This window comes from Pseudoduganella sp. S-14 (genome assembly GCF_049913285.1).
Taxonomy (GTDB): domain Bacteria; phylum Pseudomonadota; class Gammaproteobacteria; order Burkholderiales; family Burkholderiaceae_D; genus Rugamonas.
This window is the reverse complement of the sequence record NZ_CP183991.1, coordinates 6313569-6338646: the sequence shown is the minus strand read 5'-3', so window position 1 is coordinate 6338646 and position 25078 is coordinate 6313569. Positions and strand designations below refer to the sequence as shown.

The 25078-nt window shown below is 60.5% G+C and carries 16 protein-coding genes, 2 tRNA genes and 3 rRNA genes; 16 read left to right on the top strand and 5 right to left on the bottom strand.

Translation table 11 applies throughout. The features are described 5' to 3' along the window. Nucleotides 1-171: 171 nt before the first annotated feature. The 8 genes from ACN9MZ_RS29200 to ACN9MZ_RS29165 all read left to right on the top strand — a co-directional run bounded on the left by ACN9MZ_RS29200 (nt 172) and on the right by ACN9MZ_RS29165 (nt 9851). A 16S ribosomal RNA gene (locus ACN9MZ_RS29200) occupies nt 172-1702 on the top strand. A gap of 62 nt (nt 1703-1764) precedes the next feature. Next, nucleotides 1765-1841 (top strand) — tRNA-Ile (locus ACN9MZ_RS29195). 10 nt (nt 1842-1851) lie between these two features. Continuing rightward, nucleotides 1852-1927 (top strand) — tRNA-Ala (locus tag ACN9MZ_RS29190). 169 nt (nt 1928-2096) lie between these two features. Next, a 23S ribosomal RNA gene (locus ACN9MZ_RS29185) occupies nt 2097-4969 on the top strand. Nucleotides 4970-5055: 86 nt separating this feature from the next. Then, nucleotides 5056-5168 (top strand): 5S ribosomal RNA (rrf, locus tag ACN9MZ_RS29180). The 16S, 23S and 5S rRNA genes sit together here with 2 tRNA genes alongside, the layout of an rRNA operon. 177 nt (nt 5169-5345) lie before the next feature. Then, nucleotides 5346-7061 carry a M4 family metallopeptidase gene (locus ACN9MZ_RS29175; RefSeq protein ID WP_426340259.1) on the top strand — a complete coding sequence of 572 codons (1716 nt, stop codon included), beginning with the start codon at nt 5346-5348 and terminating at the stop codon, nt 7059-7061. A 143-nt stretch (nt 7062-7204) separates the two neighbouring features. Beyond that, nucleotides 7205-8050, top strand: coding sequence for a phosphatidate cytidylyltransferase (locus tag ACN9MZ_RS29170; protein WP_426340258.1), 846 nt, complete (start codon nt 7205-7207; stop codon nt 8048-8050). A gap of 10 nt (nt 8051-8060) precedes the next feature. Next, nucleotides 8061-9851, top strand: coding sequence for a bifunctional alpha/beta hydrolase/class I SAM-dependent methyltransferase (locus ACN9MZ_RS29165; RefSeq protein ID WP_426340257.1), 1791 nt, complete (start codon nt 8061-8063; stop codon nt 9849-9851). On the opposite strand, the gene ACN9MZ_RS29160 is transcribed toward ACN9MZ_RS29165, so the two are convergent. Both ACN9MZ_RS29160 and ACN9MZ_RS29155 read right to left on the bottom strand, forming a co-directional pair. Beyond that, entirely contained in the window at nt 9802-10419 is a 618-nt protein-coding gene (locus tag ACN9MZ_RS29160; RefSeq protein WP_426340256.1) for a CDP-alcohol phosphatidyltransferase family protein, read from the bottom strand. The two genes, ACN9MZ_RS29165 and ACN9MZ_RS29160, sit on opposite strands and share 50 nt — an antisense overlap. After that, entirely contained in the window at nt 10416-11576 is a 1161-nt protein-coding gene (locus tag ACN9MZ_RS29155; protein ID WP_426340255.1) for a phosphatase PAP2 family protein, read from the bottom strand. The genes ACN9MZ_RS29160 and ACN9MZ_RS29155 overlap by 4 nt, the downstream gene beginning before the upstream one ends. Before the next feature lie 22 nt (nt 11577-11598). On the opposite strand from ACN9MZ_RS29155, the gene ACN9MZ_RS29150 reads away from it, so the two are divergent. Then, nucleotides 11599-12675 carry a patatin-like phospholipase family protein gene (locus ACN9MZ_RS29150; protein ID WP_426340254.1) on the top strand — a complete coding sequence of 359 codons (1077 nt, stop codon included), beginning with the start codon at nt 11599-11601 and terminating at the stop codon, nt 12673-12675. Next, nucleotides 12672-13406 (top strand): SDR family NAD(P)-dependent oxidoreductase, encoded by a 735-nt coding sequence (locus tag ACN9MZ_RS29145; protein ID WP_426340253.1) that lies wholly within the window; start codon nt 12672-12674, stop codon nt 13404-13406. Before ACN9MZ_RS29150 ends, ACN9MZ_RS29145 begins: the two co-directional genes overlap by 4 nt. A gap of 1 nt (nt 13407) precedes the next feature. On the opposite strand, the gene ACN9MZ_RS29140 is transcribed toward ACN9MZ_RS29145, so the two are convergent. Further along, entirely contained in the window at nt 13408-13953 is a 546-nt protein-coding gene (locus ACN9MZ_RS29140; protein ID WP_426340252.1) for an acyloxyacyl hydrolase, read from the bottom strand. 137 nt (nt 13954-14090) lie between these two features. On the opposite strand from ACN9MZ_RS29140, the gene ACN9MZ_RS29135 reads away from it, so the two are divergent. After that, nucleotides 14091-14993, top strand: a complete 903-nt coding sequence (locus tag ACN9MZ_RS29135) for an NAD(P)-dependent oxidoreductase (RefSeq protein WP_426340251.1) — start codon at nt 14091-14093, stop codon at nt 14991-14993. On the opposite strand, the gene ACN9MZ_RS29130 is transcribed toward ACN9MZ_RS29135, so the two are convergent. Next, complete coding sequence (locus ACN9MZ_RS29130; protein WP_426340250.1) at nt 14990-16186, bottom strand: M20 aminoacylase family protein; 1197 nt, start codon at nt 16184-16186, stop codon at nt 14990-14992. The two genes, ACN9MZ_RS29135 and ACN9MZ_RS29130, sit on opposite strands and share 4 nt — an antisense overlap. A gap of 96 nt (nt 16187-16282) precedes the next feature. Here ACN9MZ_RS29130 and ACN9MZ_RS29125 point away from each other — a divergent pair, with 96 nt between their 5' ends. From ACN9MZ_RS29125 to ACN9MZ_RS29105, 5 genes are all read left to right on the top strand, one after another. Next, entirely contained in the window at nt 16283-18337 is a 2055-nt protein-coding gene (locus ACN9MZ_RS29125; protein WP_426340249.1) for a molybdopterin-containing oxidoreductase family protein, read from the top strand. Nucleotides 18338-18346: 9 nt separating this feature from the next. Next, nucleotides 18347-19477, top strand: a complete 1131-nt coding sequence (locus tag ACN9MZ_RS29120; protein WP_426340248.1) for an aminopeptidase — start codon at nt 18347-18349, stop codon at nt 19475-19477. 171 nt (nt 19478-19648) lie between these two features. After that, a complete protein-coding gene (locus ACN9MZ_RS29115) occupies nt 19649-21343 on the top strand; it encodes a long-chain fatty acid--CoA ligase (RefSeq protein WP_426340247.1) in 1695 nt (564 codons plus the stop codon). A 27-nt stretch (nt 21344-21370) separates the two neighbouring features. Next, the gene (locus ACN9MZ_RS29110; protein WP_426340246.1) at nt 21371-23041 is read left to right on the top strand and encodes a long-chain-fatty-acid--CoA ligase; all 1671 of its coding nucleotides are present in this window, start codon (nt 21371-21373) and stop codon (nt 23039-23041) included. 85 nt (nt 23042-23126) lie between these two features. After that, on the top strand, nt 23127-23534 hold the full coding sequence (locus ACN9MZ_RS29105) for a glycoside hydrolase family protein (protein WP_426340245.1): 408 nt from the start codon (nt 23127-23129) through the stop codon (nt 23532-23534). On the opposite strand, the gene ACN9MZ_RS29100 is transcribed toward ACN9MZ_RS29105, so the two are convergent. Then, a complete protein-coding gene (locus tag ACN9MZ_RS29100; protein ID WP_426340244.1) occupies nt 23531-25078 on the bottom strand; it encodes an alkaline phosphatase D family protein in 1548 nt (515 codons plus the stop codon). The genes ACN9MZ_RS29105 and ACN9MZ_RS29100 overlap by 4 nt on opposite strands.

Below are 25078 nucleotides of genomic sequence, written 5' to 3'. Positions count from 1 at the left end.
TTAAAAATCAACAGTCGATAAGTGTGGGCGTTTGACGATATGCCCGAGCCTTCGGGCTCGATGCTCAAAATATACGTTATAACGCTCGCACAAAATTAAACGTAATCTCGAAAGAGATTCGTCAGTATTTTGAGTGAGTGACCTCGGTAGCAATACCGAAAAACAGAGATTGAACTGAAGAGTTTGATCCTGGCTCAGATTGAACGCTGGCGGCATGCTTTACACATGCAAGTCGAACGGCAGCGCGGGCTTCGGCCTGGCGGCGAGTGGCGAACGGGTGAGTAATATATCGGAACGTACCCAAGAGTGGGGGATAACGTAGCGAAAGTTACGCTAATACCGCATACGATCTAAGGATGAAAGCAGGGGATCGCAAGACCTTGTGCTCCTGGAGCGGCCGATATCTGATTAGCTAGTTGGTGAGGTAAAGGCTCACCAAGGCAACGATCAGTAGCTGGTCTGAGAGGACGACCAGCCACACTGGAACTGAGACACGGTCCAGACTCCTACGGGAGGCAGCAGTGGGGAATTTTGGACAATGGGGGCAACCCTGATCCAGCAATGCCGCGTGAGTGAAGAAGGCCTTCGGGTTGTAAAGCTCTTTTGTCAGGGAAGAAAAGGGTCTGGCTAATATCCAGATCTGCTGACGGTACCTGAAGAATAAGCACCGGCTAACTACGTGCCAGCAGCCGCGGTAATACGTAGGGTGCAAGCGTTAATCGGAATTACTGGGCGTAAAGCGTGCGCAGGCGGTTTCGTAAGTCTGTCGTGAAATCCCCGGGCTTAACCTGGGAATGGCGATGGAGACTGCGAGGCTAGAGTTTGGCAGAGGGGGGTAGAATTCCACGTGTAGCAGTGAAATGCGTAGAGATGTGGAGGAACACCGATGGCGAAGGCAGCCCCCTGGGTCAAAACTGACGCTCATGCACGAAAGCGTGGGGAGCAAACAGGATTAGATACCCTGGTAGTCCACGCCCTAAACGATGTCTACTAGTTGTTGGGTCTTAATTGACTTAGTAACGCAGCTAACGCGTGAAGTAGACCGCCTGGGGAGTACGGTCGCAAGATTAAAACTCAAAGGAATTGACGGGGACCCGCACAAGCGGTGGATGATGTGGATTAATTCGATGCAACGCGAAAAACCTTACCTACCCTTGACATGGCAGGAATCCTGGAGAGATCCGGGAGTGCTCGAAAGAGAACCTGCACACAGGTGCTGCATGGCTGTCGTCAGCTCGTGTCGTGAGATGTTGGGTTAAGTCCCGCAACGAGCGCAACCCTTGTCATTAGTTGCTACGCAAGAGCACTCTAATGAGACTGCCGGTGACAAACCGGAGGAAGGTGGGGATGACGTCAAGTCCTCATGGCCCTTATGGGTAGGGCTTCACACGTCATACAATGGTACATACAGAGGGCCGCCAACCCGCGAGGGGGAGCTAATCCCAGAAAGTGTATCGTAGTCCGGATTGTAGTCTGCAACTCGACTACATGAAGTTGGAATCGCTAGTAATCGCGGATCAGCATGTCGCGGTGAATACGTTCCCGGGTCTTGTACACACCGCCCGTCACACCATGGGAGCGGGTTTCACCAGAAGTGGGTAGCTTAACCGCAAGGAGGGCGCCTACCACGGTGGGATTCGTGACTGGGGTGAAGTCGTAACAAGGTAGCCGTATCGGAAGGTGCGGCTGGATCACCTCCTTTCTAGAGTCGGCATCAGACTCAAACGTCCACACTTATCGGCTGTTGTAATACGAAGAACAAATGGGGCTGTAGCTCAGCTGGTTAGAGCACCGTGTTGATAACGCGGGGGTCGTTGGTTCGAGCCCAACCAGCCCTACCAGTACCACCCAGGGGGATTAGCTCAGCTGGGAGAGCACCTGCTTTGCAAGCAGGGGGTCGTCGGTTCGATCCCGTCATCCTCCACCAAATGCTTTTATGTGTGCGCAGACGCAGACATAAAAGTAGTACCGTTCTTTAACAATCTGGAAGAAGTAAAAGTTTTATTAAGCGATATCGAAAGATATCACTTAGGGTAGTAGTAAAACTCATCAAACACAGTAGTAAGTGCTTGAACTTATAGCCGTCAAGGTTATAGGGACAAGTGAATAAGTGCACATGGTGGATGCCTTGGCGATTACAGGCGATGAAGGACGTAGAAGTCTGCGATAAGCTTCGGGGAGCTGACAAACAAGCATTGATCCGAAGATTTCCGAATGGGGAAACCCGGCCTTATAGGTCATCACTCACTGAATACATAGGTGTGTGAAGCGAACGCGGCGAACTGAAACATCTAAGTAGCTGCAGGAAAAGAAATCAACCGAGATTCCCAAAGTAGTGGCGAGCGAAATGGGAAGAGCCTGTACGTGATAGTCGTTTGGATAATGGAACAGATTGGAAACTCTGGCCATAGCGGGTGATAGCCCCGTACATGAAATCCAAGCGGTGGTACTAAGCGTACGACAAGTAGGGCGGGACACGAGAAATCCTGTCTGAACATGGGGGGACCATCCTCCAAGGCTAAATACTCGTAATCGACCGATAGTGAACCAGTACCGTGAGGGAAAGGCGAAAAGAACCCCGGGAGGGGAGTGAAATAGATCCTGAAACCGTGTGCATACAAACAGTCGGAGCCTCGTAAGGGGTGACGGCGTACCTTTTGTATAATGGGTCAGCGACTTACATTCAGTGGCGAGGTTAACCAGATAGGGGAGCCGTAGAGAAATCGAGTCCGAACAGGGCGCCAGTCGCTGGGTGTAGACCCGAAACCAAGTGATCTATCCATGGCCAGGTTGAAGGTGCGGTAACACGCACTGGAGGACCGAACCCACTAATGTTGAAAAATTAGGGGATGAGCTGTGGATAGGGGTGAAAGGCTAAACAAACTTGGAAATAGCTGGTTCTCTCCGAAAACTATTTAGGTAGTGCCTCAAGTATCACCGACGGGGGTAGAGCACTGTTATGGCTAGGGGGTCATCGCGACTTACCAAACCATTGCAAACTCCGAATACCGTTGAGTGCGAGCTTGGGAGACAGACATCGGGTGCTAACGTCCGGTGTCAAGAGGGAAACAACCCAGACCGCCAGCTAAGGTCCCAAAGATTGGCTAAGTGGAAAACGAAGTGGGAAGGCTAAAACAGTCAGGATGTTGGCTTAGAAGCAGCCATCATTTAAAGAAAGCGTAATAGCTCACTGATCGAGTCGTCCTGCGCGGAAGATGTAACGGGGCTAAGCCAGTCACCGAAGCTGCGGATATGCGTAAGCATATGGTAGGAGAGCGTTCTGTAAGCCTGCGAAGGTGTCTTGTGAAGGATGCTGGAGGTATCAGAAGTGCGAATGCTGACATGAGTAGCGATAATGCGGGTGAAAAGCCCGCACGCCGTAAGCCCAAGGTTTCCTGTTCAACGTTCATCGGAGCAGGGTGAGTCGGCCCCTAAGGCGAGGCAGAGATGCGTAGCTGATGGGAAGCAGGTTAATATTCCTGCACCGTCGTATGATGCGATGGGGGGACGGATCGCGGAAGGTTGTCTGCCTGTTGGAATAGGCAGTTTCTGGTTCATAGAAGGCGCTTAGGCAAATCCGGGCGCGTAATTCAAGGGACTGGGACGAGCGGGTTTATCTCGCGAAGCAATCGGAAGTGGTTCCAAGAAAAGCCTCTAAGCTTCAGTCATACGAGACCGTACCGCAAACCGACACAGGTGGGCGAGATGAGTATTCTAAGGCGCTTGAGAGAACTCGGGAGAAGGAACTCGGCAAATTGGTACCGTAACTTCGGGATAAGGTACGCCTCGGTAGCTTGACCACTTTACTGTGGAAGGGCGAAAAGGTTGCAATAAACTGGTGGCTGCGACTGTTTAATAAAAACACAGCACTCTGCAAACACGAAAGTGGACGTATAGGGTGTGACGCCTGCCCGGTGCTGGAAGATTAAATGATGGGGTGCAAGCTCTTGATTGAAGTCCCAGTAAACGGCGGCCGTAACTATAACGGTCCTAAGGTAGCGAAATTCCTTGTCGGGTAAGTTCCGACCTGCACGAATGGCGTAACGATGGCCACACTGTCTCCTCCCGAGACTCAGCGAAGTTGAAGTGTTTGTGATGATGCAATCTACCCGCGGCTAGACGGAAAGACCCCATGAACCTTTACTGTAGCTTTGCATTGGACTTTGAACCAATCTGTGTAGGATAGGTGGGAGGCTTTGAAGTAGGGACGCCAGTTCCTATGGAGCCATCCTTGAAATACCACCCTGGTTTGTTTGAGGTTCTAACCTTGGTCCGTAATCCGGATCGGGGACAGTGCATGGTAGGCAGTTTGACTGGGGCGGTCTCCTCCCAAAGTGTAACGGAGGAGTTCGAAGGTACGCTAGGTACGGTCGGACATCGTGCTAATAGTGCAATGGCATAAGCGTGCTTAACTGCGAGACCGACAAGTCGAGCAGGTACGAAAGTAGGACATAGTGATCCGGTGGTTCTGTATGGAAGGGCCATCGCTCAACGGATAAAAGGTACTCTGGGGATAACAGGCTGATTCCTCCCAAGAGTTCATATCGACGGGGGAGTTTGGCACCTCGATGTCGGCTCATCACATCCTGGGGCTGTAGCCGGTCCCAAGGGTATGGCTGTTCGCCATTTAAAGTGGTACGTGAGCTGGGTTTAAAACGTCGTGAGACAGTTTGGTCCCTATCTGCCGTGGGCGTTGGAAATTTGAAGGGGGCTGCTCCTAGTACGAGAGGACCGGAGTGGACGAACCTCTGGTGTACCGGTTGTCACGCCAGTGGCATTGCCGGGTAGCTAAGTTCGGAAGAGATAACCGCTGAAAGCATCTAAGCGGGAAACTTGCCTTAAGATGAGATTTCCCGGAGCCTTGAGCTCCTTGAAGGGTCGTTCGAGACCAGGACGTTGATAGGTCAGGTGTGGAAGTGCAGTAATGCATTAAGCTAACTGATACTAATTGCCCGTATGGCTTGTCCCTATAACCTTGACGGTTATGTAGCACTTACACAGTGTTTGAGAACACTACCCCACTTTTACTTCTTCCCGGATTGTTGACAAGTCATGCCTGATGACCATAGCAAGTCGGTCCCACCCCTTCCCATCCCGAACAGGACCGTGAAACGACTTTGCGCCGATGATAGTGCTGCAACCAGTGTGAAAGTAGGTTATCGTCAGGCTCTTATTAGAAAAGCCCGCTAGGCATGTGCCAGCGGGCTTTTTGCTTTTGAAAGTTGTATCCGAGACAAGTGGCAAAAATTTGTCTCAATTTGTAGAAATTTTGACTCAGCCTCCAGTCGCCGATAGTGTTAGATTCCCATTAACACCCTACCTCATCGGGACACTTGGAGACAAAAATGGAATTTCGCAAAAGCCTGATCGCAGCCGCGATCGCCATGGTTGCTGCACACGCCAGCGCCGCCCCCAGCATGATGGCCAGCCCTGTTGCCTTCTCCGCCCAGGAGAAAGCACGCCTGGTCTCCACCCTGAACGGTGAGCGGGGTAAATTTGGCCTGGATGCGGACCACGGCTACGCCATCGCCAGCCAGCATCCTGGCGAACAGGGCCGGGCAATCAGCCGCATCAACCACACCTACAAGGGTGTGCGCATCTTTGAATCCGAGACCGTTGTTGTCACCGACCAGGCCGGCAACATCGTCAGCGAATCAGTTGGCGAACGCCGCCAGGGCCTGTCGGGCAAGCGTTTCGACGTAAAGCCATCCATTAGCAGCAAAGCAGCTATCGCCAAGGCAAACCGCAGCCTGACAGTCGCCGGCGCAGAAATCGATCCACCGTCCGCCGAACTGGTCATCTTCCCGATGATGAAGACCGTGCGTGCACCGGGTGCGGAGAACAAGGCCGAGGCAGACCTGAACGCGGTTGACGTGCAAGACGTCATTGCCGGCTACGAGCTGGCTTACCTGGTAAAAACCCGCAGCCATGGCGGCTACCACGACACCATCGTGAGCGCGCGCGATGGCCGTATCCTGGACCAGTGGAATGCAATGCAGAACGTGGTCGGCACGGGCCATAGCCAGTACAACGGCGACGTGCCGATCAACACCACCCTGTCCGGCGGTGTCTACAAGATGATCGACGGCAGCCGCGGCACCGGAGGTACGTTCGGCGCCATGGCGATCACCAATGCCAACCACGGCACCAGCGCCGGCGCCGTATATACCAATGCCACCAATGTATGGGGTGATGGCAAGCAGTACATCTCCGGCGGCAGCACTACCAACGCCAATGGCCAGACTGCTGCAGTGAATGCACTGTGGGGCCTGATGAATACCTACGACATGCACAAGAATGTGCTGAACTGGTCTTCGCTGGACGGCAATAACACCGCGACCTACATTGCCGTGCACGTCAACACCGCCTATGACAACGCTTACTACTCCGACAGCTGCAAGTGCATGTTCATCGGCGACGGCGGCAGCTACTTCAACAACCTGGGTTCGATCGACGTGATCGGCCACGAAATGGGCCACGGAATCACTGCCGCCACCTCCAACCTGACCTACCGCGGCGAATCCGGCGGACTGAATGAATCCTCGTCCGATATTTCGGGCGAAGCGGTGGAAGCTTATGCGCGCGCCGGCGGCACCGGCACTTCCCTGCCTGTCCCGTCGAGCAACGACTGGATGATGGGCAAGGAAATTTCCAAGAACGGTCAACCGCTGCGCTGGATGTACAAGCCAAGCAAGGATGGCAAGTCGCCTGACGCGTGGAAGTCCACCATCAAGCGCCTGGACGTGCACTACAGCAGTGGCCCGAACAACCGCATGTTCTACTTCCTGGCGATGGGATCGAGCTCGGTGTCGACCAGCGACTACTACTCGCCATACCTGACCCAGTCGCCCAAGAACATGACCGGCATTGGCATCGACAAGGCCTATCGTATCTGGTTCCGCGCCAATACCACCAAGTTCACCTCGTCGACGAACTACGCGGATGCTCGTTTGAAAGTGCTGGCAGCAGCGCAGGAACTATACGGCGCCAATAGCGCCGAAGCGAAAGCAGTCCAGCGCGCCTACGCTGCCATTAACGTGGGCGCCGACGTGGCAGAATAAGCCGCGCAGCGAAGCTCAGGAGCCGCCGGGACACCCTGGCGGTTTTTTTTTGCGCGTCGTGACAATGTGTGATGGTGCATCGTCCACTTGTTGGCAAAATGCAAGTCATGAATGGAATCTTCAATGCGCAGCTTGGATACGCAATGGCTGCCCTGTATGTGCTGCTGGGTATCGTTTCAACAGGTGTGGGTTTGGCGCTTGGCTCGCGTACCAGCCAGTTGCGTGACCAGGTGAATGCCTGGTGGTTCATCTTCCCCATTGTCAGCTGCGGCCTGATCCTCTATCCGGTCGGGGCGCCGTTGCTTGCACTCGTCATTTGCGGCCTGGCTGCGCGGGAGCTTGCACCATATTGCGGGCAGGCTTCCGGCCGCTTCCGGACCGCTGCCGTCGCGAGCCTGTTCATCGCCGCATGCGCTGGCACTTATGCGCCGGCTTCCCTGCCCATGGCATTTGCCCTGGCCGCCGGCGCCGCTGCTGTGTACCTGTTGCACTCGCGCGAACTGGCTGCGCTGCCCTGGCTGCTGTTCGCGCTGACCTGTTTCGGCATCAGCTTCGTCCCGGCCTTTGTCCAGCTGCCTTTCGGGCCGAGGGAAAACCTGTCCTGGCTGTTTTACCTGTTCATCGTGACGGCCTTGAATGACATCGCCCAGTTCACCAGCGGCAAGCTGTTCGGCAAGCAGAAGATTGTTCCCCAGATTAGCCCGCAGAAGACCTGGCAAGGCTTGCTGGGCGGCGTCGTGGTTTCCGTCTTGCTGTCGCTCGCCATGGGCGCCTACTTTGGCCTGGGCCGGCCAGCGTGGATGGCGGCGATCGCGGTGCTGCTGTCCGTTGGCGGCTTTGCCGGCGACGTGATGTTCTCTGCAGCGAAACGCAAGCTTGGCATCAAGGACTTTTCAAACCTGATTCCCGGCCACGGCGGAATGCTGGACCGCGCCGATAGCCTGGTGGTGACGGCGCCACTGCTTTACCTGTTGCTCAATTATCGATAAGGAAAAAAGAATGAAGATTGAACGAGGCCTTGCCTGGCGTGAGAGCCAGTCCGGATTTGAAGCGGCCGACGGCACGCGCCTGTTCTACCGTAGCTGGATGCCGCTGGCGCCGCGCAGCGGAGCGCCACGTGCGCTGGTATTCCTGCATCGCGGGCATGAACATTCTGGCCGTATCGGCACGCTGGTCGAGCAATTCGGATTCCACGGCGACTGGGCTTTTGCTTACGATGCGCGCGGACACGGCTATTCGCCGGGTGAGCGCGGCTCCGCGCCAAGTTTCGCCACCATGGTGGAAGACCTGGATAGCTTCGTGCGCCATATCTGCAGCAAGCACGGATTTGCGATCGAGGATGTGCTGGTCATCGCCAACAGCGTTGGCGCTGTCGTGGCGGCGACCTGGCTGCATGACTATGCTCCGCGCGTGCGCGGCCTGGTCATGGCTGCCGCGGCCTTTGCGATCAAACTGTATGTGCCGCTGGCAAAGCCGGGCCTGCGCTTTGCGCGGCGCTTCAAGCCGGAGTTGTTCGTGACCAGTTATATTCGCCCGACCATGCTGACGCATTCGGCGGAGCAGGCGCGCACCTATGAGCAAGACCCGCTGATCGCCAAGAGCATTTCGGCCCAAATCCTGCTGGAGCTTGCCGATACGGCGCAACGCATCGTGCACGATGCCGCCGCCATCGACACGCCGGTGCTGATGCTGGCCGCCGACCAGGACTATGTCGTGCACGAAGCGCCGCAGCAGTTGTTCTTCGAGCGCCTGTCATCGCAGATGAAGCGTTATGTCAGGCTGCAGCGCTGCCGCCACGCCATCTTCTACGAGGAAGACACTTCTGTTGCGATGCAGGCTAGCCGCAGCTTTATCGACGAGTGCTTCGCATCGCAGCCGGCATCGCCGGTGCGTTTCGCGGCTGCCGACCGGGAAGGGCAAGGTGCGCAGCACTACGCGGCGCTGCTGGAGAACCGGACCGGCAATGCGCTGACGCGCGCCTGGTTCGGCTTGCAGCGCAATATGCTGAAGCTAATGGGACCGCTGAGCGATGGCATGAAGATCGGCCTGCGCCACGGTTTTGATTCGGGCGAATCGCTGGACTATGTATATCGCAACCAGGCGGGCGGCAAGCTTGGCTTCGGCGGCATGATGGACCGCGGCTACCTGGATGCGGTGGGATGGCGCGGTATCCGCCTGCGCAAGATGCAGATGCAGCACATGCTGGCGGAGCAGATCGCGGCGCACCAGGGCCCTGGTCCGGTGCGCATCCTCGACATCGCCGCAGGTTCTGCGCGCTACGTGCTGGAGACCGTCAAGCGCTTCCAGGACCGGGAGATAGAAGTCACGCTGTGCGACTACGAGCAGCACAACCTGGACCAGGCCAGGAAGCTGGCGGAAAAGCTGCAGGTCAGCGCCCGCATCGAATACTGCCGACGCGATGCCTTCAGCGCCGACAGCTACCAGGGCCAGGAAGGGCGCTACGACATCGCCGTGGTATCGGGCCTCTACGAGCTGTTCAGCGACAACACGATGGTGCTGCAGTCGCTGCGTGGCGTCTCGGCCAGCCTGCGTGAAGGCGGCAGCTTGCTGTACACCGGCCAGCCATGGCATCCGCAGCTGGACATGATCGCCTACACGCTGACCAACCACCGCGGCGAGCCGTGGCGCATGCGCCCGCGTGCGCAGGCTGAGATGGATGGCCTGGTCGCGCTGGCCGGTTGCCGCAAGCTGCGGACAATGATAGGACTGGAAGGTATCTTTACTGTTTCACTTGCGGAGAAAGGCGCAGCGCCTGGCGCAGGCGGTTAAATACCGTCACCAGCGACAGCAGCAGCACCACCGCAAGCAAGGCGTTGTGCCAGAGCGGCGCAACGCCTGCCCAGACCAGCAGGCCAAGCAGGCCGAAGGCAAAGGCGCGGTCGCTCTTGCCCATCGGGCCATCGAAACGGCGCGCGACACCGATGCTGCTGGCCAGCACCCCGGCGAATTCGGCCAGCAGTGCAAACACCACGACCAGCACCAGCAGGTGCGTGAAGACGCCCGCCAGCATGGCCGCTGGCAGGTACAGCGCGACGTCGGACACCTGGTCGCACAACTCGTTCAGCAAAGCGCCCAGGGCTGTCTTGTTGCCGGTCGCGTTGGCCAGCATGCCATCGATGGCATTGAGCGCCATGCGCAACAGCAGGAAGAAGGGCAGGCCAAGCCATAACCCAAGGCATTGCGGCGCCAATGCCAGTGCCGCGCCGTAGCCCACCGACAGCACCATTGCTGCCAGGGTGACCTGGTTCGGCGTAATGCCGAGCCGCGTGAGCAGGTTGAGGAATGGACGCAGCAGTTGCTGGAAGCGCGGTTTAAGCTGGTAGATCGAAATGCTCATGAAGTGTAGGAATTAAGATAGATGCGGGCGATGAAAAGGCTGCGGCTGTAACCCATCGCGCAGTGCAGGTAGACCGGGCGGCCCTGGCTGCGCTCGGTGTCGATAGCGGCAAGAATAGTACGAACCTGTTGGCGGCTTGGGGCCTGCAGGTCCATCAGGGGAAGGTGCCGGTAACGGCCGCGCCGCAGCATTTCGGTTTCGCTGAGCTCTGCGCTCAGGTCGATGATGCTGCAGCCCGGCGGCAGTTGCTGCGCTTCGCTGGCGCTCAGGCGGCGGCCTACCCACAGGCCATCGGTCGCCTGCGCGAAAGGCGGCTTGCCATGCTGGCGCCAGCGCACCAGCAGCCAGGTGGCGGCGTAGCCGGCAAGGTAGGGCCAGAACAGCAACCAGATCCAGGGTGGATGCCGGCCCTGGTTCTTGCACAGGAAAGCAGCGTTGCGGCGGGCGTATGCCAGCGCCACCAGCAGCAGGCTGGCGGCCAGGTAGAGCCAGAGCCATGCGGGCGCGAACAGGCTGGCGGTCAGTAGCGCCAGTCCTGCCATCATGGCGTAATAGAACGCGACGCTTTGGCGGGTGGTGGCGCCGGCGCGCACTGCATGGCAGGCGGCGGCAGCCAGCGCGATGCCGCCGGCGATATCGGCCACGGCATGCTGCCAGGTCAGCAGCGTGCTGGCGCCAACCAGCAGCAGCCAGCCAGCCAGCACAATGCGCCAGGTCCGGCTTGCAATGGCTGGCCGCAGCGCGAGCCACAGCAGGATGCAGTAGGTGATGTGCAGGGACGGGAACTGGTTGTAAGGCCGGTCCGAGGCGTCAAGCAAGCCATACGCTAGCTGCAGGAATGCGTGCTCGGGCAGCACCCTGGCGGCCGGGAAGCGGGCAGGAAAAATCGCGAACACCAGGCTGGCGGCAACGGTGGCGAGCATCAGGCGGCGGCTATAAACACGCAGCGCGTCTCCTTGGCGGACCTTGAAGAAGGTCCAGGCCAGCAAGGGCCCTGAACTGGCATAGGGAACGATCATCCACGGCAGGAACGGGATGGCTTGCTCGAACGGAAGCGCCAGCGTGCGCTGGACCTGCGCCGTTTCGGCAGCATGGTTCGTGAGCGTGTAGCAAAGCCCGAATAGCAGGGCGTTGATGATCAGGTGCAGGAGTTGCATTCATGGCATTATGTCACGTGATATGAGTGAAGACCAAAAGTACGAGCGCTGCATGGTGATGGCGGGAGGAGGATTTCGCTTCGGCTATTACCTTGGCATGCACGCTGCGGCCGAAGACAGCGGCATGGCGCCCGACATCATCCTCGCCAGTTGCGGCGGTTCGCTGGCGGCAGCCATCATCCATGCCCTGCCGGATGCCGCGCAGCGCAAGCAGTGGCTTGTCTCTCCCGAGATGTACCAGTTCCTGTGCCGCATGCGCGCAGCGCCGCACGTGAGTGCGCTGCCGGTGCTGGGCGCCGCCCTGCTGCGCGGCCTGTCGCGCAGCAGGGCCAGCCGTGTGCCCGACGTGTTCGACAATTACATGTTCGAGCTGCCGGAAGCGCTGCCGTTGCCGGTGGCGCGCCCGCAGTCCCCGGCACTTGCCATCGTCGCTGCGAAACTGCTATTCGGCCGGGAGCAGGCGGGCCAGGCGCGCGGCAACCGTGCCCTGTTCGCGGAAGTCCTGCTTGGTCCCGACCGCGCATGCAGCCTGCTGCAAGGATGGCAGGCGCCGGCCAGTTCGCCCGCATGGAGCTGCGGCGCGGTCGCGCCCGGGCTGCTGCTGGACAGCGCCATGCCGGTTGCCGACGCCGTGCGCAGCTCGATCACGGACATGCTCTATTTCGCCTGCCACCAGCATGGCGGCGCACACTATATGGGCGGCGTGATCGACCTGTTCCCGATCGAGATTGCGCATGGCCTGGCACGGCACGTGACGATGGAAGCCAAGCCGCCATTCGGCCAGGTGCTGGCAATTCCGGCGCTGCGCAAGGTTCTCGGCATCGATGGCAACGCGCGGCTGAGGCACGTGCACGCGCAGCATGCCCATGCCTGGGTCGACACCAGCGACATATCGAGCGCGCTGCGCGGCAGCGGCATGCGAAAGCGCATCGACTGGCTGGGCAACCGCATCAGGCTGGTGATGCCACCCAGCCTGGCGGAGTATGCGATGGACGTCGAGGCGCAATGGCAGTATGGTTACCAGCGCGGCATGGAAGCGTATGCCAGTCCGGGGCTGCGCCTGCGCCACGCAACGAGGTTCAACAGGGGAAGGCAATGAGGGTCATGATCATCGGCGGAACCAGCGGCATCGGGCTGGCCCTGGCCAGGCACTATGCGCAGCAGGGCGCCGAGCTGGCCTTGTGCGGACGCGACCCGTCGCGCCTGGACGGGCACCCCATCACCGCGCAAGCCGGCTTGCTGCGCTATGGCTTCGACATCGGCGACCGCCAGGCAGTGTTCGATGCGGTCGGCGATTTCGCGCAAGGAGGGCTGGACCTGCTGATCGTCACCGCCGGACAGTATGCCGATGCCAGGGCGCTGGCGCAGGACCGCATGCGCAGCCTGCCCGTGGTGCGCACCAATGTCTCCGGCCTGTGCCATGCTTTCGATGCGGGAGCGCAGGCCATGCTGCACAGTGGATGCGGCCAGATGGTGGTGGTGGCTTCGATTGCCGGGCTGCTGCACGAATATCCGAACGGCTCGCTGTACAGCGCGAGCAAGCGCGCCGCGATTGCCATCAGCGATTCCTATCGCAAGGCGCTGGCGCCGCACGGAATCGATGTGACGGCAGTGGTTCCGGGTTATGTCGATACGCAGAAGCTGAGGGGCCTGAATGGCGGAAGCGCGCAGCGCAAGCCTTTCCTGCAGACCGAAGAAGAGGCCGTGCGCCGCATTACCCGCGCCATCGCTGGCAGGCAGGCGTGCTGCATCTTTCCCTGGCAGCTGCACGCGATGGTGCGCGTGTTTAACCTGCTGCCAAAGGGCGTGCAGCGCTACCGCAAGAAGTGAATCAGTAGTGGTAAGCTGCTTTCAGCATGATCACGTCGACGCCGCTGTTGGGCTTCTTGATGCCGCCATTCGAGTAGTGCTGCGCCTTGAGGGCGACTTCCCACTTGTTGTCGAAGACATAGCCGACGGCGATATGGTCGCCGAACTGGAAGGCAGTCGACAGGCCGTCATCGTTGTTCTTGTAGGTCTTGGAAAGCACGTGCGCGCCGATGCCGCCTTCCACGTAAAAGCCCTTCTTGCTGGTATTCTCGAAGCGGAGGACCGGCGTGAAGCCGACGTCGAAGAGGTTCTCCTTGTCGCCGGGCACGTTGAGCCATTGGCGGGCCTGCCAGAAGCCGATACTGGCGTCCCAGTAGCCGGTGACATGCGTGCCGTTGGAATTGAACCAGCTCCATTCAGGGTTGAGGTCCTGCGTGGCGCCCAGGCGCACCATGCGGATCTTGGAAGCGGAGCCGGCCTCCACGTAGGCGGAATTGGTGTCGAAGGCGAAAGCGGATTGCGCTGCCAATGCAGCGGCAGCAATGGCGAACAGTTTTTTGATTTGCATGTTTTTCTCTCTAGTCCTTGCCGCAGTCTTCATATTTGCTGAGGCAATGACGGCAATTTTACTTTCGTTCTGAATTTATTTCAGGCGGCCCCTTAATTGTTAGAATTACTGCAATACTGGCATATCTGGAGCTTATTGTGGCGCATCCTCTGCGAATTGCATTTCTTGGCATTGGCTTGATGGGGGAGCCGATGGTCCTGCGCCTGCTGGCGGCAGGTTTCAAGGTCACGGCCTGGAACCGTACAGCGGGCAAGGCCGGCGTGCTGGCGGCCGCCGGGGCGGACCCCGACGACGTGCTGCCGCATGCGGTGGCCGATGCGGCGGTGGTGGTATCGATGCTGTCGGCGGGCGATGCAGTCGGCGGCGTGATCGATGCTGCGCTCGATGCGCTGCGTCCCGGCACGCTGTGGATCGACATGAGCTCGACGCGGCAGGACGAGGCACAGGCTTTCCACGCATTGCTGGCCGGGCGTGGGCATCGCTTCATCGATGCTCCGGTGTCGGGCGGTGTCGGCGGCGCGCAAGCGGGTTCGCTGGCCATCATGGCGGGCGGCAGTGCGGCCGATTTCGAAGCGGCGCGGCCGGTGCTGGAAGCGATGGGCAAGCCCAGGCTGGTTGGTCCGGCTGGCAGCGGACAGGTGGCAAAGCTGTGCAACCAGTTGATCGTCGGCGCCACCATCAACATCGTGGCGGAGGCCTTGTTGCTGGCGCAGGCGGCGGGAGCAGACCCGGTGGCGGTACGCGAGGCGATCCGCGGCGGCTTTGCCGAGAGCCGCGTGCTGGAAGTGCACGGCCAGCGCATGCTGGAGCGGAATTTCCTGCCGGGCGGGCAGGTGCTGACGCAGTTGAAGGACCAGCACAATATCCTGGCTGCCGCCGCGGCGGCGGGCGTGGCGCTGCCCGTCACCAGCCTGGTGACGGAGCGCTATGAGTCGATCAAGGATGTCTATCCGCGCGCCGATCATTCAGCCGCGCTGCTGGCGCTGGAGCGGCTGAACGAAGGCGTGCGGCTCGGCGCGCAGGCCGACAAGCTTCCTTAACGGGCTTGCGGCAGTGCGGCTTCTGCGAGGTGCACCCAGAAGCTGGCGCCGATCGGCAGCAAGCGGTCGTTGAAGTCGTAGCTGGCGTTGTGCAGCACGCAGGGGCCGAGGCCATGGCCGCCGTCCCGGTGCTCGCCCTCGCCATTGCCGATGAAGATGTAGCAGCCGGGCTTTTCCTGCAGGAAGAAGGCAAAGTCCTCGGCGCCCATGGTCGGCTCGACATTGGCATCGACCATCGATGCGCCGACCACCGACTTCATGACGTCCAGCGCGAAGCGGGTTTCCTTGGCGTGATTCACCAGTGGCGGATAATTGCGGCGGAAAATGAACTCCACTTCCGCGTCGAAGGCGGCGGCAATGCCTTCCGCCAGCGACTGCATGCGCTTCTCCACCATGTCCAGCACCTCGGTAGTGAAGGTGCGCACGGTGCCGACCAGCTTGGCATCGTCGGGGATCACATTGGTGGCGCTGCCGGCGTGGATCTGCGTGATCGACAGCACGGCCGTGTCCAAAGGGCTCTTGTTGCGCGTGACGATGGTCTGCCACGCTTGCGCAATCTGCACCGCGATCATGATCGGGTCGATGCCCTTGTGCGGCTGCGCCGCGTGGGCGCCCTTGCCGCGCACGGTCACATGGAATTCATTGGAAGAGGCCATCATCGGCCCTTCACAAGCGCCCAGCGCGCCTTGCGCCATGCCGGGCCAGTTGTGCATGCCGTAGATCGCATCCATCGGGAAGCGCTCGAACAGGCCATCCTTGATCATTTCACGCGCGCCGGCACCACCTTCTTCGGCCGGCTGGAACACCAGGTAAACGGTGCCGTCGAAATTGCGGTGCCTGGCCAGGTGGTGGGCCGCACCGAGCAGCATGGCGGTGTGGCCGTCATGGCCGCAGGCGTGCATCTTGCCGGGGTGCTTCGAGGCGTGGGCGAAGGTGTTGATCTCCTGCATCGGCAGGGCGTCCATGTCGGCGCGCAAGCCAATGGCGCGTTCGGAGGTGCCGTTACGGATGATGCCAACCACGCCGGTCTTGCCCAGGCCGCGCTCGAAGGGGATGCCCCATTCGGTCAGCCTGGCGCAAACGACATCGGCGGTACGTTCTTCTTCATAGCAGAGTTCCGGGTGGGCATGCAGGTCGCGTCGGATCTGCTGCAACTCGGACTGAAACGCGATAATCGGGTCGATCAGTTTCATTGTTGTTCTCCATCGGTCTTGCCATTCTAGCCTCCCGGTGCGGTTTTCCGGAATCGTTTACGATACTGTTTTCAGCCGTCGCTAACCCAGATCAAGATGTCATCCACACAAGTCCGCGCCACCTGCCCGCACGATTGCCCCGATACCTGCGCCCTGCTCGTCACCGTCGAAGACGGCGTGGCGACCGAGGTGAAAGGCGATCCGGATCACCCGACGACCGCCGGGGTGCTGTGCACCAAGGTTTCCCGCTATACCGAACGTACCTATTCGCCGGACCGCCTGCTGTACCCGATGCGCCGCGTCGGCAAGAAGGGCGAGGGCAAGTTCGAACGCATCAGCTGGGAGCAGGCACTGGACGAGATCACGGCGCGCCTGAAACCGCTGGCGGCGACCGAGCCGGAAGCCATCTTGCCCTACAGCTACGCGGGCACCATGGGCCTGGTGCAGGGCGAATCGATGTCGTCCCGCTTCTTCCACAAGATCGGCGCCTCGCTGCTGGACCGGACCATCTGCGCCACGGCTGGCGCCACCGGCTACAAATACACGGTCGGCGCCTCGATCGGCACCGATATCGAGCAATTCCAGCATGCCAGGCTGCTCATCATCTGGGGCGGCAACCCGATTGCATCGAACCTGCATTTCTGGACCCGTGCCCAGGAAGCCAAGCGCAATGGCGCCAAGCTGATTGCCATCGACCCCTACCGCTCCTTGACGGCGGAGAAATGCCACCAGCACATTGCGCTGCTGCCGGGTACGGACGCGGCGCTGGCGCTGGGCCTGATGCACATCCTGGTGCGCGACGACCTGCTGGACCACGAATACATTGCCGACCACACCATAGGCTTTGAAGCGCTGCGCCAGCGCGTGGCGGAATGGACGCCGGAGCGCGTGGCGGCCACCTGCGGCATTACCGTCGAGGAAGTGGAAGGCCTGGCGCGCGACTATGGCGAAACTGCCAAGCGCGGCGAGCCAGTCGCCATCCGCATGAATTACGGCGTGCAGCGCGTGCATGGCGGTGGCATGGCGGTACGCAATATTGCTTGCCTGCCAGCCCTGGTGGGCGCCTGGCGCCACGCGGCAGGCGGCGTGCAGCTGTCGGCATCCGGCACCTTCAAGAAAAACCTGGCCGCGCTGCAGCGCCCGGACTTGCTGGCGAAACAGCCGCGCACCATCAATATGACGACCATCGGCGACGACCTGCTGCGCCCGGCCTCGCCGGAGTTTGGCCCGCAGGTCAAGGCGGTCATCGTGTACAACTCGAACCCGCTGGCGGTCGCGCCGGATTCGTCCAAAGTGCAGGCGGGCTTTGCACGTGAAGACCTGTTCACCGTGGTGCTGGAACATTTCCAGACCGACACCGCCGACTATGCCGACATCGTGCTGCCAGCCACCACGCAACTCGAGCATACCGACGCACACGGCGCCTACGGCCACCTGTACATGATGGCCAATAACCCGGCCATTGCGCCGATGGGCGAAGCCAAGCCGAACACCGAGATCTTCCGCCTGCTGGCGGCACGCATGGGCTTTGACGACCCATGTTTCCGCGACAGCGATGACGCGCTGGCGTCGGTGGCATTCGTACAATTCGACTGGGAGTCACTCAAGCAGAAGGGCTGGCAGAAACTGGAAGTTCCAGATGCACCCTTTGCATGCGGCAATTTCCCCACACCGTCCGGAAAATGTGAGTTCTACTCAGAAAGCATGAAGCAGGATGGCCTGGACCCGCTGCCAACCTATATCGCAAACTACGAATCTGCAGCATCTGCCCCCGATCTGGCGGCAAAATACCCGCTTGCGATGATATCTCCGCCAGCGCGCAACTTCCTGAACTCGACCTTTGTCAATGTGCAAAGCTTGCGTGCCACGGAGGGCGAACCGCAGCTCGACATCAGTCCTGACGATGCGGCAACACGTGGCATCATCCACGGCGATATGGTGCGCATCTTCAACGATCGCGGCTCCTTCGTGTGCAAGGCACGCGTGACGCCGAAGGCCCGCCAAGGCCTTGTGGTAGGGCTGTCGATCTGGTGGAAGAAGCTGGCCGGCGATGGCAAGAACGCCAATGAGGTGACCAGCCAACGGCTGACTGACATGGGTCGCGCGCCGACTTTTTACGATACACTGGTCCAAGTCGAGAAAGCCGCCTGAGAATGATTTATGCGCACGTTAGCACACCTGAAACTGCGCGCCAGATACCTGGCGACGGCGGGTCTGTGCGCCGGCCTCCTGGCTGGTTGTGCGCAATTCAAGTACTACTTCCAGGCTGCCCAGGGCCAGTACGCGCTCTGGTCTGATGCCCGTCCGGTCGACGACTGGATCGGCGACCCGTCCACCGATCCCAAGCTCAAAGCCCGCCTCGAGAAGGCCAAGCTGATCCGCAAATTCGCAGTCAAGGAGCTTGGGCTGCCCGACAACGCCAGCTACAAGAATTACGCTCCCCTGAACCGGCAGTATGTGTTGTGGAATGTGGTCGCCACGCCCGAACTGTCGCTGCGCCCGGTGCAATGGTGCTTCCCGATCGCAGGCTGCGTCAGCTACCGCGGGTATTACGACAAGGCCGATGCCGAAGCGTATGCCGAAGAGCTGCGCAAGGAAGGCAACGACGTGCAGGTCGGCGGCGTGCCGGCTTACTCCACGTTGGGCTGGCTCAGCGACCCGCTGCTGTCGACCTTCATCAACCACTCCGATGCCGAGCTGGCGCGCCTGATCTTCCACGAACTGGCGCACCAGGTGGTGTACGTGCAAGGCGATTCCAAATTCAACGAAGCCTTTGCCTCGGCGGTGGAAGAGGCTGGCGTCAACCACTGGCTCGAGCTGTATGGCAACGATGCCATGCGCGAAGCCTATGCCCGCTACAACGTGCGGCGCCAGGACTTTATGGACCTGCTGGTGAAGCATCGCCAGATGCTGGCAGACAACTATGCGAGCAAGGCCAGCGCCAGGAAGAAGCGCGAGGAAAAGCTGCGCATCTTTGCCGCCTTGCAGGAAGAGTACAAAGTCCTCAAGGCCAACTGGCGTGGCTACAACGGCTATGACCGATTCTTTGCGGAACCGTTGAATAATGCCCATTTGGCATCTGTTGCAACCTATAATGATTTGCTGCCAGGTTTCCGCGCTTTGCTTGTGAAAGAAAAAGCATTCCCACAGTTTTATGCTGCGGTGCGGAGCATGAGCAACCTGCCATCCGTGGAACGACATGACAGGCTGCACGAACTGGCGCACTCTATGGCGCAAGCCAATGAGACCACGACGGCCGCCGCTGCCAAGGAGCCGGGCGCCGTCAATTGACGCACAATCTATGCTGCTTTGCAGCACGGAGGCCCGCTAGAGTACCCGTTCCAAACCCGGAAAATAGCTTGCCCTGTGCCATGCTGCACGATAGCATCTAGAGTGCGGGAAAGCACGGCCGTTCTATTTTCGCAAATAAAAACATATAAAACTGAGACAAAGAGGCACAGGATGGAAAAAATCTGGTTGAAGTCGTATCCCCCCGGCGTGCCGAGCGAAATCGACGCGACGCAATACCGCTCCCTGGTTCACCTGCTTGAAGAATCGTTCCAGAAGTACGCGTCGCGCAATGCCTTCGTGTGCATGGACAAATTCATCACCTATGCCGACCTTGATCAGCATTCCAGGCGCCTGGGCGCATGGCTGCAAAGCCGCGGCATGAAAAAGGGCGCGCGCGTGGCCGTCATGATGCCGAACGTGCTGCAATATCCGATTGCCATCGCCGCCATCCTGCGCGCCGGCTACACCGTCGTCAACGTCAACCCTCTGTACACGCCGCGCGAACTGGAGCACCAGCTCAATGACTCGGGCGCGGAAGCCATCATCATCCTCGAGAATTTCGCGACCACCCTGGAACAGGTGCTGCCGCGCACCCAGGTCAAGCACATCATCGTCGCCAACATGGGCGAGATGCTGGGCGGCCTGAAAGGCATGATCGTCAACTTCGTGGTGCGCAACGTGAAGAAGCTGGTGCCGCCATTCTCGCTGCCGAACGCGGTGCGCTTCAAGGACGCACTGGGCCACGCACGCAGCATGAAGCTGACGCCCGTCGAACTGCGCCATGAAGACATCGCCTTCCTGCAGTACACCGGCGGCACCACCGGCGTGTCGAAGGGCGCGACCCTGACCCACCGCAATATCATCGCCAACCTGCTGCAGATGCAGGCCTGGTCGGCGCCGAAGCTGGCGGACCTGCCGCCGGACGAGCGCACCATCATTTGCGCGCTGCCGCTGTACCACATCTTCGCGCTGACCGTGTGCGCCATGTGGGGCATCCGCGAGGGGGGCCTGAATGTGCTGATCCCGAACCCGCGCGATATCGGCGCCTTTATCAAGGAGCTGGCCAAGTACCGCTTCAACATGCTGCCGGCCGTGAACACGCTGTACAACGCGCTGCTGAACCATCCCGACTTCACCAAGCTGGACTTCTCCGGCCTGAAGGTCGCCAACGGCGGCGGCATGGCGGTGCAGAAGGCCGTGGCCGACCGCTGGCTCAAGATAACCGGCGTCACCATCGTGGAAGGCTACGGCTTGTCCGAGACCGCGCCGGTGGCAACTGCGAATCGCTTCGACAGCACCGAATTCTCCGGCATGATCGGCTTGCCGATTCCTTCCACCGAAGTGGCGATTTTGGACGATGCGGGCGGCGAAGTTCCGCTTGGCACGCCGGGCGAAATCGCGATCCGCGGCCCGCAGGTGATGGCTGGCTACTGGAACCGTCCGGAGGAAACCGCCAAGGTCATGACGGCCGACGGCTACTTCAAATCCGGCGACGTGGGCGTGATGGACGAGCGCGGCTACGTCAAGATCGTGGACCGCAAGAAGGACATGATCCTGGTCTCCGGTTTCAATGTCTACCCGAATGAAATCGAAGACGTGGTGGCGGCGCATCCTGGCGTGCTGGAATGCGCCTGCATCGGCGTGCCGGACGAGCATTCCGGCGAAGCGGTCAAGGTGTTCGTGGTGAAGAAAGACCCGAACCTGACCGTGGAGGCGCTGATGGAGCACTGTAAGCAAAACCTGACCGGCTACAAGAAGCCGAAATATATCGAGTTCCGCACCGAGCTCCCTAAAACCAACGTTGGCAAGATCCTGCGCCGCATGCTGCGCGACGAGAAGCCTGCCGACGACAAGAAGGCCGCGTAAGCGGCAAGGCACACGAAAGGCAATACGATGGAAAAAATCTGGCTGAAGTCTTACCCTGAAGGCGTTCCTGCGGAGATCGATATTTCGCAGTACCGCTCCGTGACCCACCTGATGGAGGAATCGTTCCAGAAGTACGCAAGCCGCAACGCTTACGTCTGCATGGACAAGTTCCTGACTTACTCCGAGGTGGACCAGCTGTCGAAGCAATTCGGCGCCTGGCTGCAGTCCAAGGGCCTGAAGCCGGGTGCGCGCGTCGCCATCATGCTGCCTAACGTGCTGCAATATCCGGTCGCGCTGGCGGGCATCATCCGCGCCGGCTACGTGGTGGTCAACGTCAACCCGCTGTACACCCCGCGCGAACTGCAGCACCAGCTGAACGACTCCGGCGCGGAAGCCGTGATCGTGCTGGAAAACTTTGCCACCACCGTGCAGCAAGTCCTGGCTTCGACCCCGGTCAAGCATGTGATCGTGGCGTCGATGGGCGACCTGCTGGGCGGCCTGAAGGGCATGATCGTCAACTTCGTGGTGCGCAATGTGAAGAAGATGGTGCCGGCCTGGAACATCCCCGGCCACGTCAGCTTCAAGCAAGTGCTGTCCGAAGGCTCGCGCCTGACCCTGAAGCCGGCCGACCAGAAGCCTGACGATATCGCCTTCCTGCAGTACACCGGCGGCACGACCGGCGTGTCGAAAGGCGCCGTGCTGCTGCACCGTAACGTGGTGGCCAACATGCTGCAGAACGAAGCCTGGCTGCAGATGGCGCCTAGCGAAAAGCAGATGGTGTTCGTCGCCGCGCTGCCGCTGTACCATATCTACTCGCTGACCATTTCCTGCTTCATGGGCTGGAAGCTGGGCGGCATGAACATCCTGGTCCCGAACCCGCGCGATATCCCGGGCTTCGTGAAAGAGCTGGCCAAGTACCCTGTGACCGTGTTCCCGGCCGTGAATACGCTGTACAACGCGCTGCTGAACAATCCTGATTTCTCCAAGCTGGACTTCTCCAGCTACAAGATCTGCAACGGCGGCGGCATGGCCGTGCAGCAGTCGGTGGCTGACCGCTGGCTGAAGGTGACCGGCACCCCGATCATCGAAGGCTACGGCCTGTCCGAGACTTCGCCGGTGGCTACCGCCAACCGCGTCGACATCAAGGAATTCACCGGCACCATCGGCGTGCCGATTCCATCGACCGAATTGGCGATCCTGGACGACGACGGCAAGGAAGTGCCGCTCGGTTCCGCCGGCGAAATCGCGATCCGCGGCCCGCAGGTCATGGCGGGCTACTGGAACCGTCCTGACGAAACCGCGAAATCGATCACCCCTGAAGGCTTCTTCAAGACCGGCGACGTCGGCATCATGGACGAGAAAGGCTTCGTACGCATCGTCGACCGCAAGAAGGACATGATCCTGGTGTCGGGCTTCAATGTGTACCCGAACGAAGTGGAAGGCGTGGTGGCTGCGCACCCAGGCGTGCTGGAAGTTGCTTGTGTTGGTGTACCCGATGCGAACTCCGGCGAAGCGGTGAAATTGTTCGTTGTCCGCAAGGATCCGAACCTGACGGCGGAAGCGCTGCTCGAGTTCTGCAAGCACGAGTTGACCGCTTATAAGAAGCCGAAGTACATTGAGTTCCGTGATGAACTGCCGAAGACCAACGTCGGCAAGATCCTGCGCCGCCAACTGCGCGACGAAAAGAAAGCAGCATAAGCCGGCAAGTTTGATCTGGCGCAGCATATGGCTCCGGACCGGCTGTAGAGTGGAACGTACCACCTTGGCAGCCACCGGAAACCATATGGGCCTTCTTTACAATTTCGCACTCACCCTCAGCACCGAAGGCCGGCGCGCGCTGCGACAGCGCGAAGGCCTGCGCGGCTACTACGAAGTCTCCCGTCCCGGCATGACGCCCGACCAGGTCGAAGCAGCGTTCGACCTGTCGGTGCGCAGCGCAGAACGCGCCGTGCAGCGCCAGGTCAGCCATCATCCCCTCACGCAGGCGCAGTTCGATGCGCTGGTCAGCTACACGCACAATCTCGGCGCCGGCGGCGCGATGCTGGTGCTGCGCCGGATCGATTGCGGCGACCTTGTTGGCGCAGCCGAGGCCATGCTGCGTAATATCAGCGCGCCCGTCGAAGGCCGCCTGGTGCCGCATGCCGGGCTGGCGGCACGGCGCAAGGAAGAAAGCGCACCATTCCGCGCCTAGCTTTCCCTGCGCGGGCCGGGCTTGCCGTCGGCAACCGAGAACGACGCCAGCGTGGACAGCGCGCTGTTCGCGTCGCGCACATTGTCCAGGCCCTGGAACAGCACCGCGCCACGCGCGGGGCGCAAGTCCAGCAGCATGAAGCCGCGCTTGTCGCTGCGGCCGAAATGCATGTCGCGGTTCATGTCGACGTATTGCTGCGTGCGCGCCTGGGGGCGCGAACTGGAGGTGACGGAAGTGCCGCAGAATTCCGTTGCGACCACCGCATTGCCGGGGCCGGCCGCGCGCGCGGGATCGCGCCGTAAATCGGCGGCAAAGAAAGTATGCACGTCGCCCGACAGCACCAGCGGATTGCGCGCGCTGCGCACGGATTCGAGCAGGCGGGCGCGCGCCGCGGCGTAACCGTCCCATCCATCGGTCCAGAAGCGGCCGTCGCTGTCGCTGGCCAGGGGAAGCTGCGACATCTGCGCCATCAGGGTTTGCTGCGCGAGGATATTCCAGCGCGCCCTTGATTCCTTCAGCCCTTGCGCCAGCCATTGTTCCTGCGCGCTGCCCAGCATGCTGCGGCGCGGGTCGGCCAGGGCAGCGCAGGAGCGGCGGTAGACCGAGCTGGAACCGCCGCGCCCCGTCGGCTGGCAGGCATGGATCGAACGGTACTGGCGCGTGTCGAGGATGTGGAAGCGCGCCAGTTGTCCCCAGTCGTAGCGCTGGTAGATGCGCTGGGCGCGCAGCGGCTGGTGCTCGAAGTAGGCCTGGTAGGCTGCGGTCCGGCGCTGCACGAAGTCTGGCGACAGCAATTCATCGCGCGTTGGGCTGTAATCGTTGGTCACTTCGTGGTCGTCCCAGGTCAGCAGCCAGGGCGCGGCATGGTGTGCGGCCTGAAGGTCGGGATCGCTCTTGTACTGCGCATAGCGCGCGCGGTAGTCGGCCAGGGTGAAACTTTCGTTGCGGCGCAGGACCGTCGCGGGATGTTGCAGGCTGTAGGGACCCCATTCGTAAATATAATCGCCAAGGAAGGCTACCAGGTCGGGCGCGGCTTGCGCAATGTGGCGGTGGGCGGCGTAATGGCCGAATTCCCAATGCTGGCAGGAGGCGACTGCCAGCTTCAACGCGGCCGGCATGCTGCCGGGGGCTGGCGCGGTGCGTGTGCGGCCGACGGGGCTGACGGCATCGCCGAGCATGAAACGGTACCAGTACCAGCGGTCCGGCTCGAGCCCGCGCACATCGACGTTGACGCTGTGCGCCAGCGCAGGCGCGGCAACGGCCACGCCTTTCGCTGCGATGCGGGTGAAGGCTTCATCGTGCGCCACTTCCCAGCGCACCTGCTGAGCAATCGGCGGCATCGATGCCGCATTCAGCGGATCGGGCAGCAGCCGGGTCCAGAGGATGACGGAGTCGGGCAACGGGGCGCCGGAGGCGACGCCCAGCGTGAAAGGGTAGGCGCCATTGGCGGCGCTGCGTGCTTGCGCGGGGAGATGGGGCGCCAGCACTGCCAGCGCGGCGACGCGGGCCGCAGCCTGGAGCAGGAGGCGGCGCCCGTCGTGCAT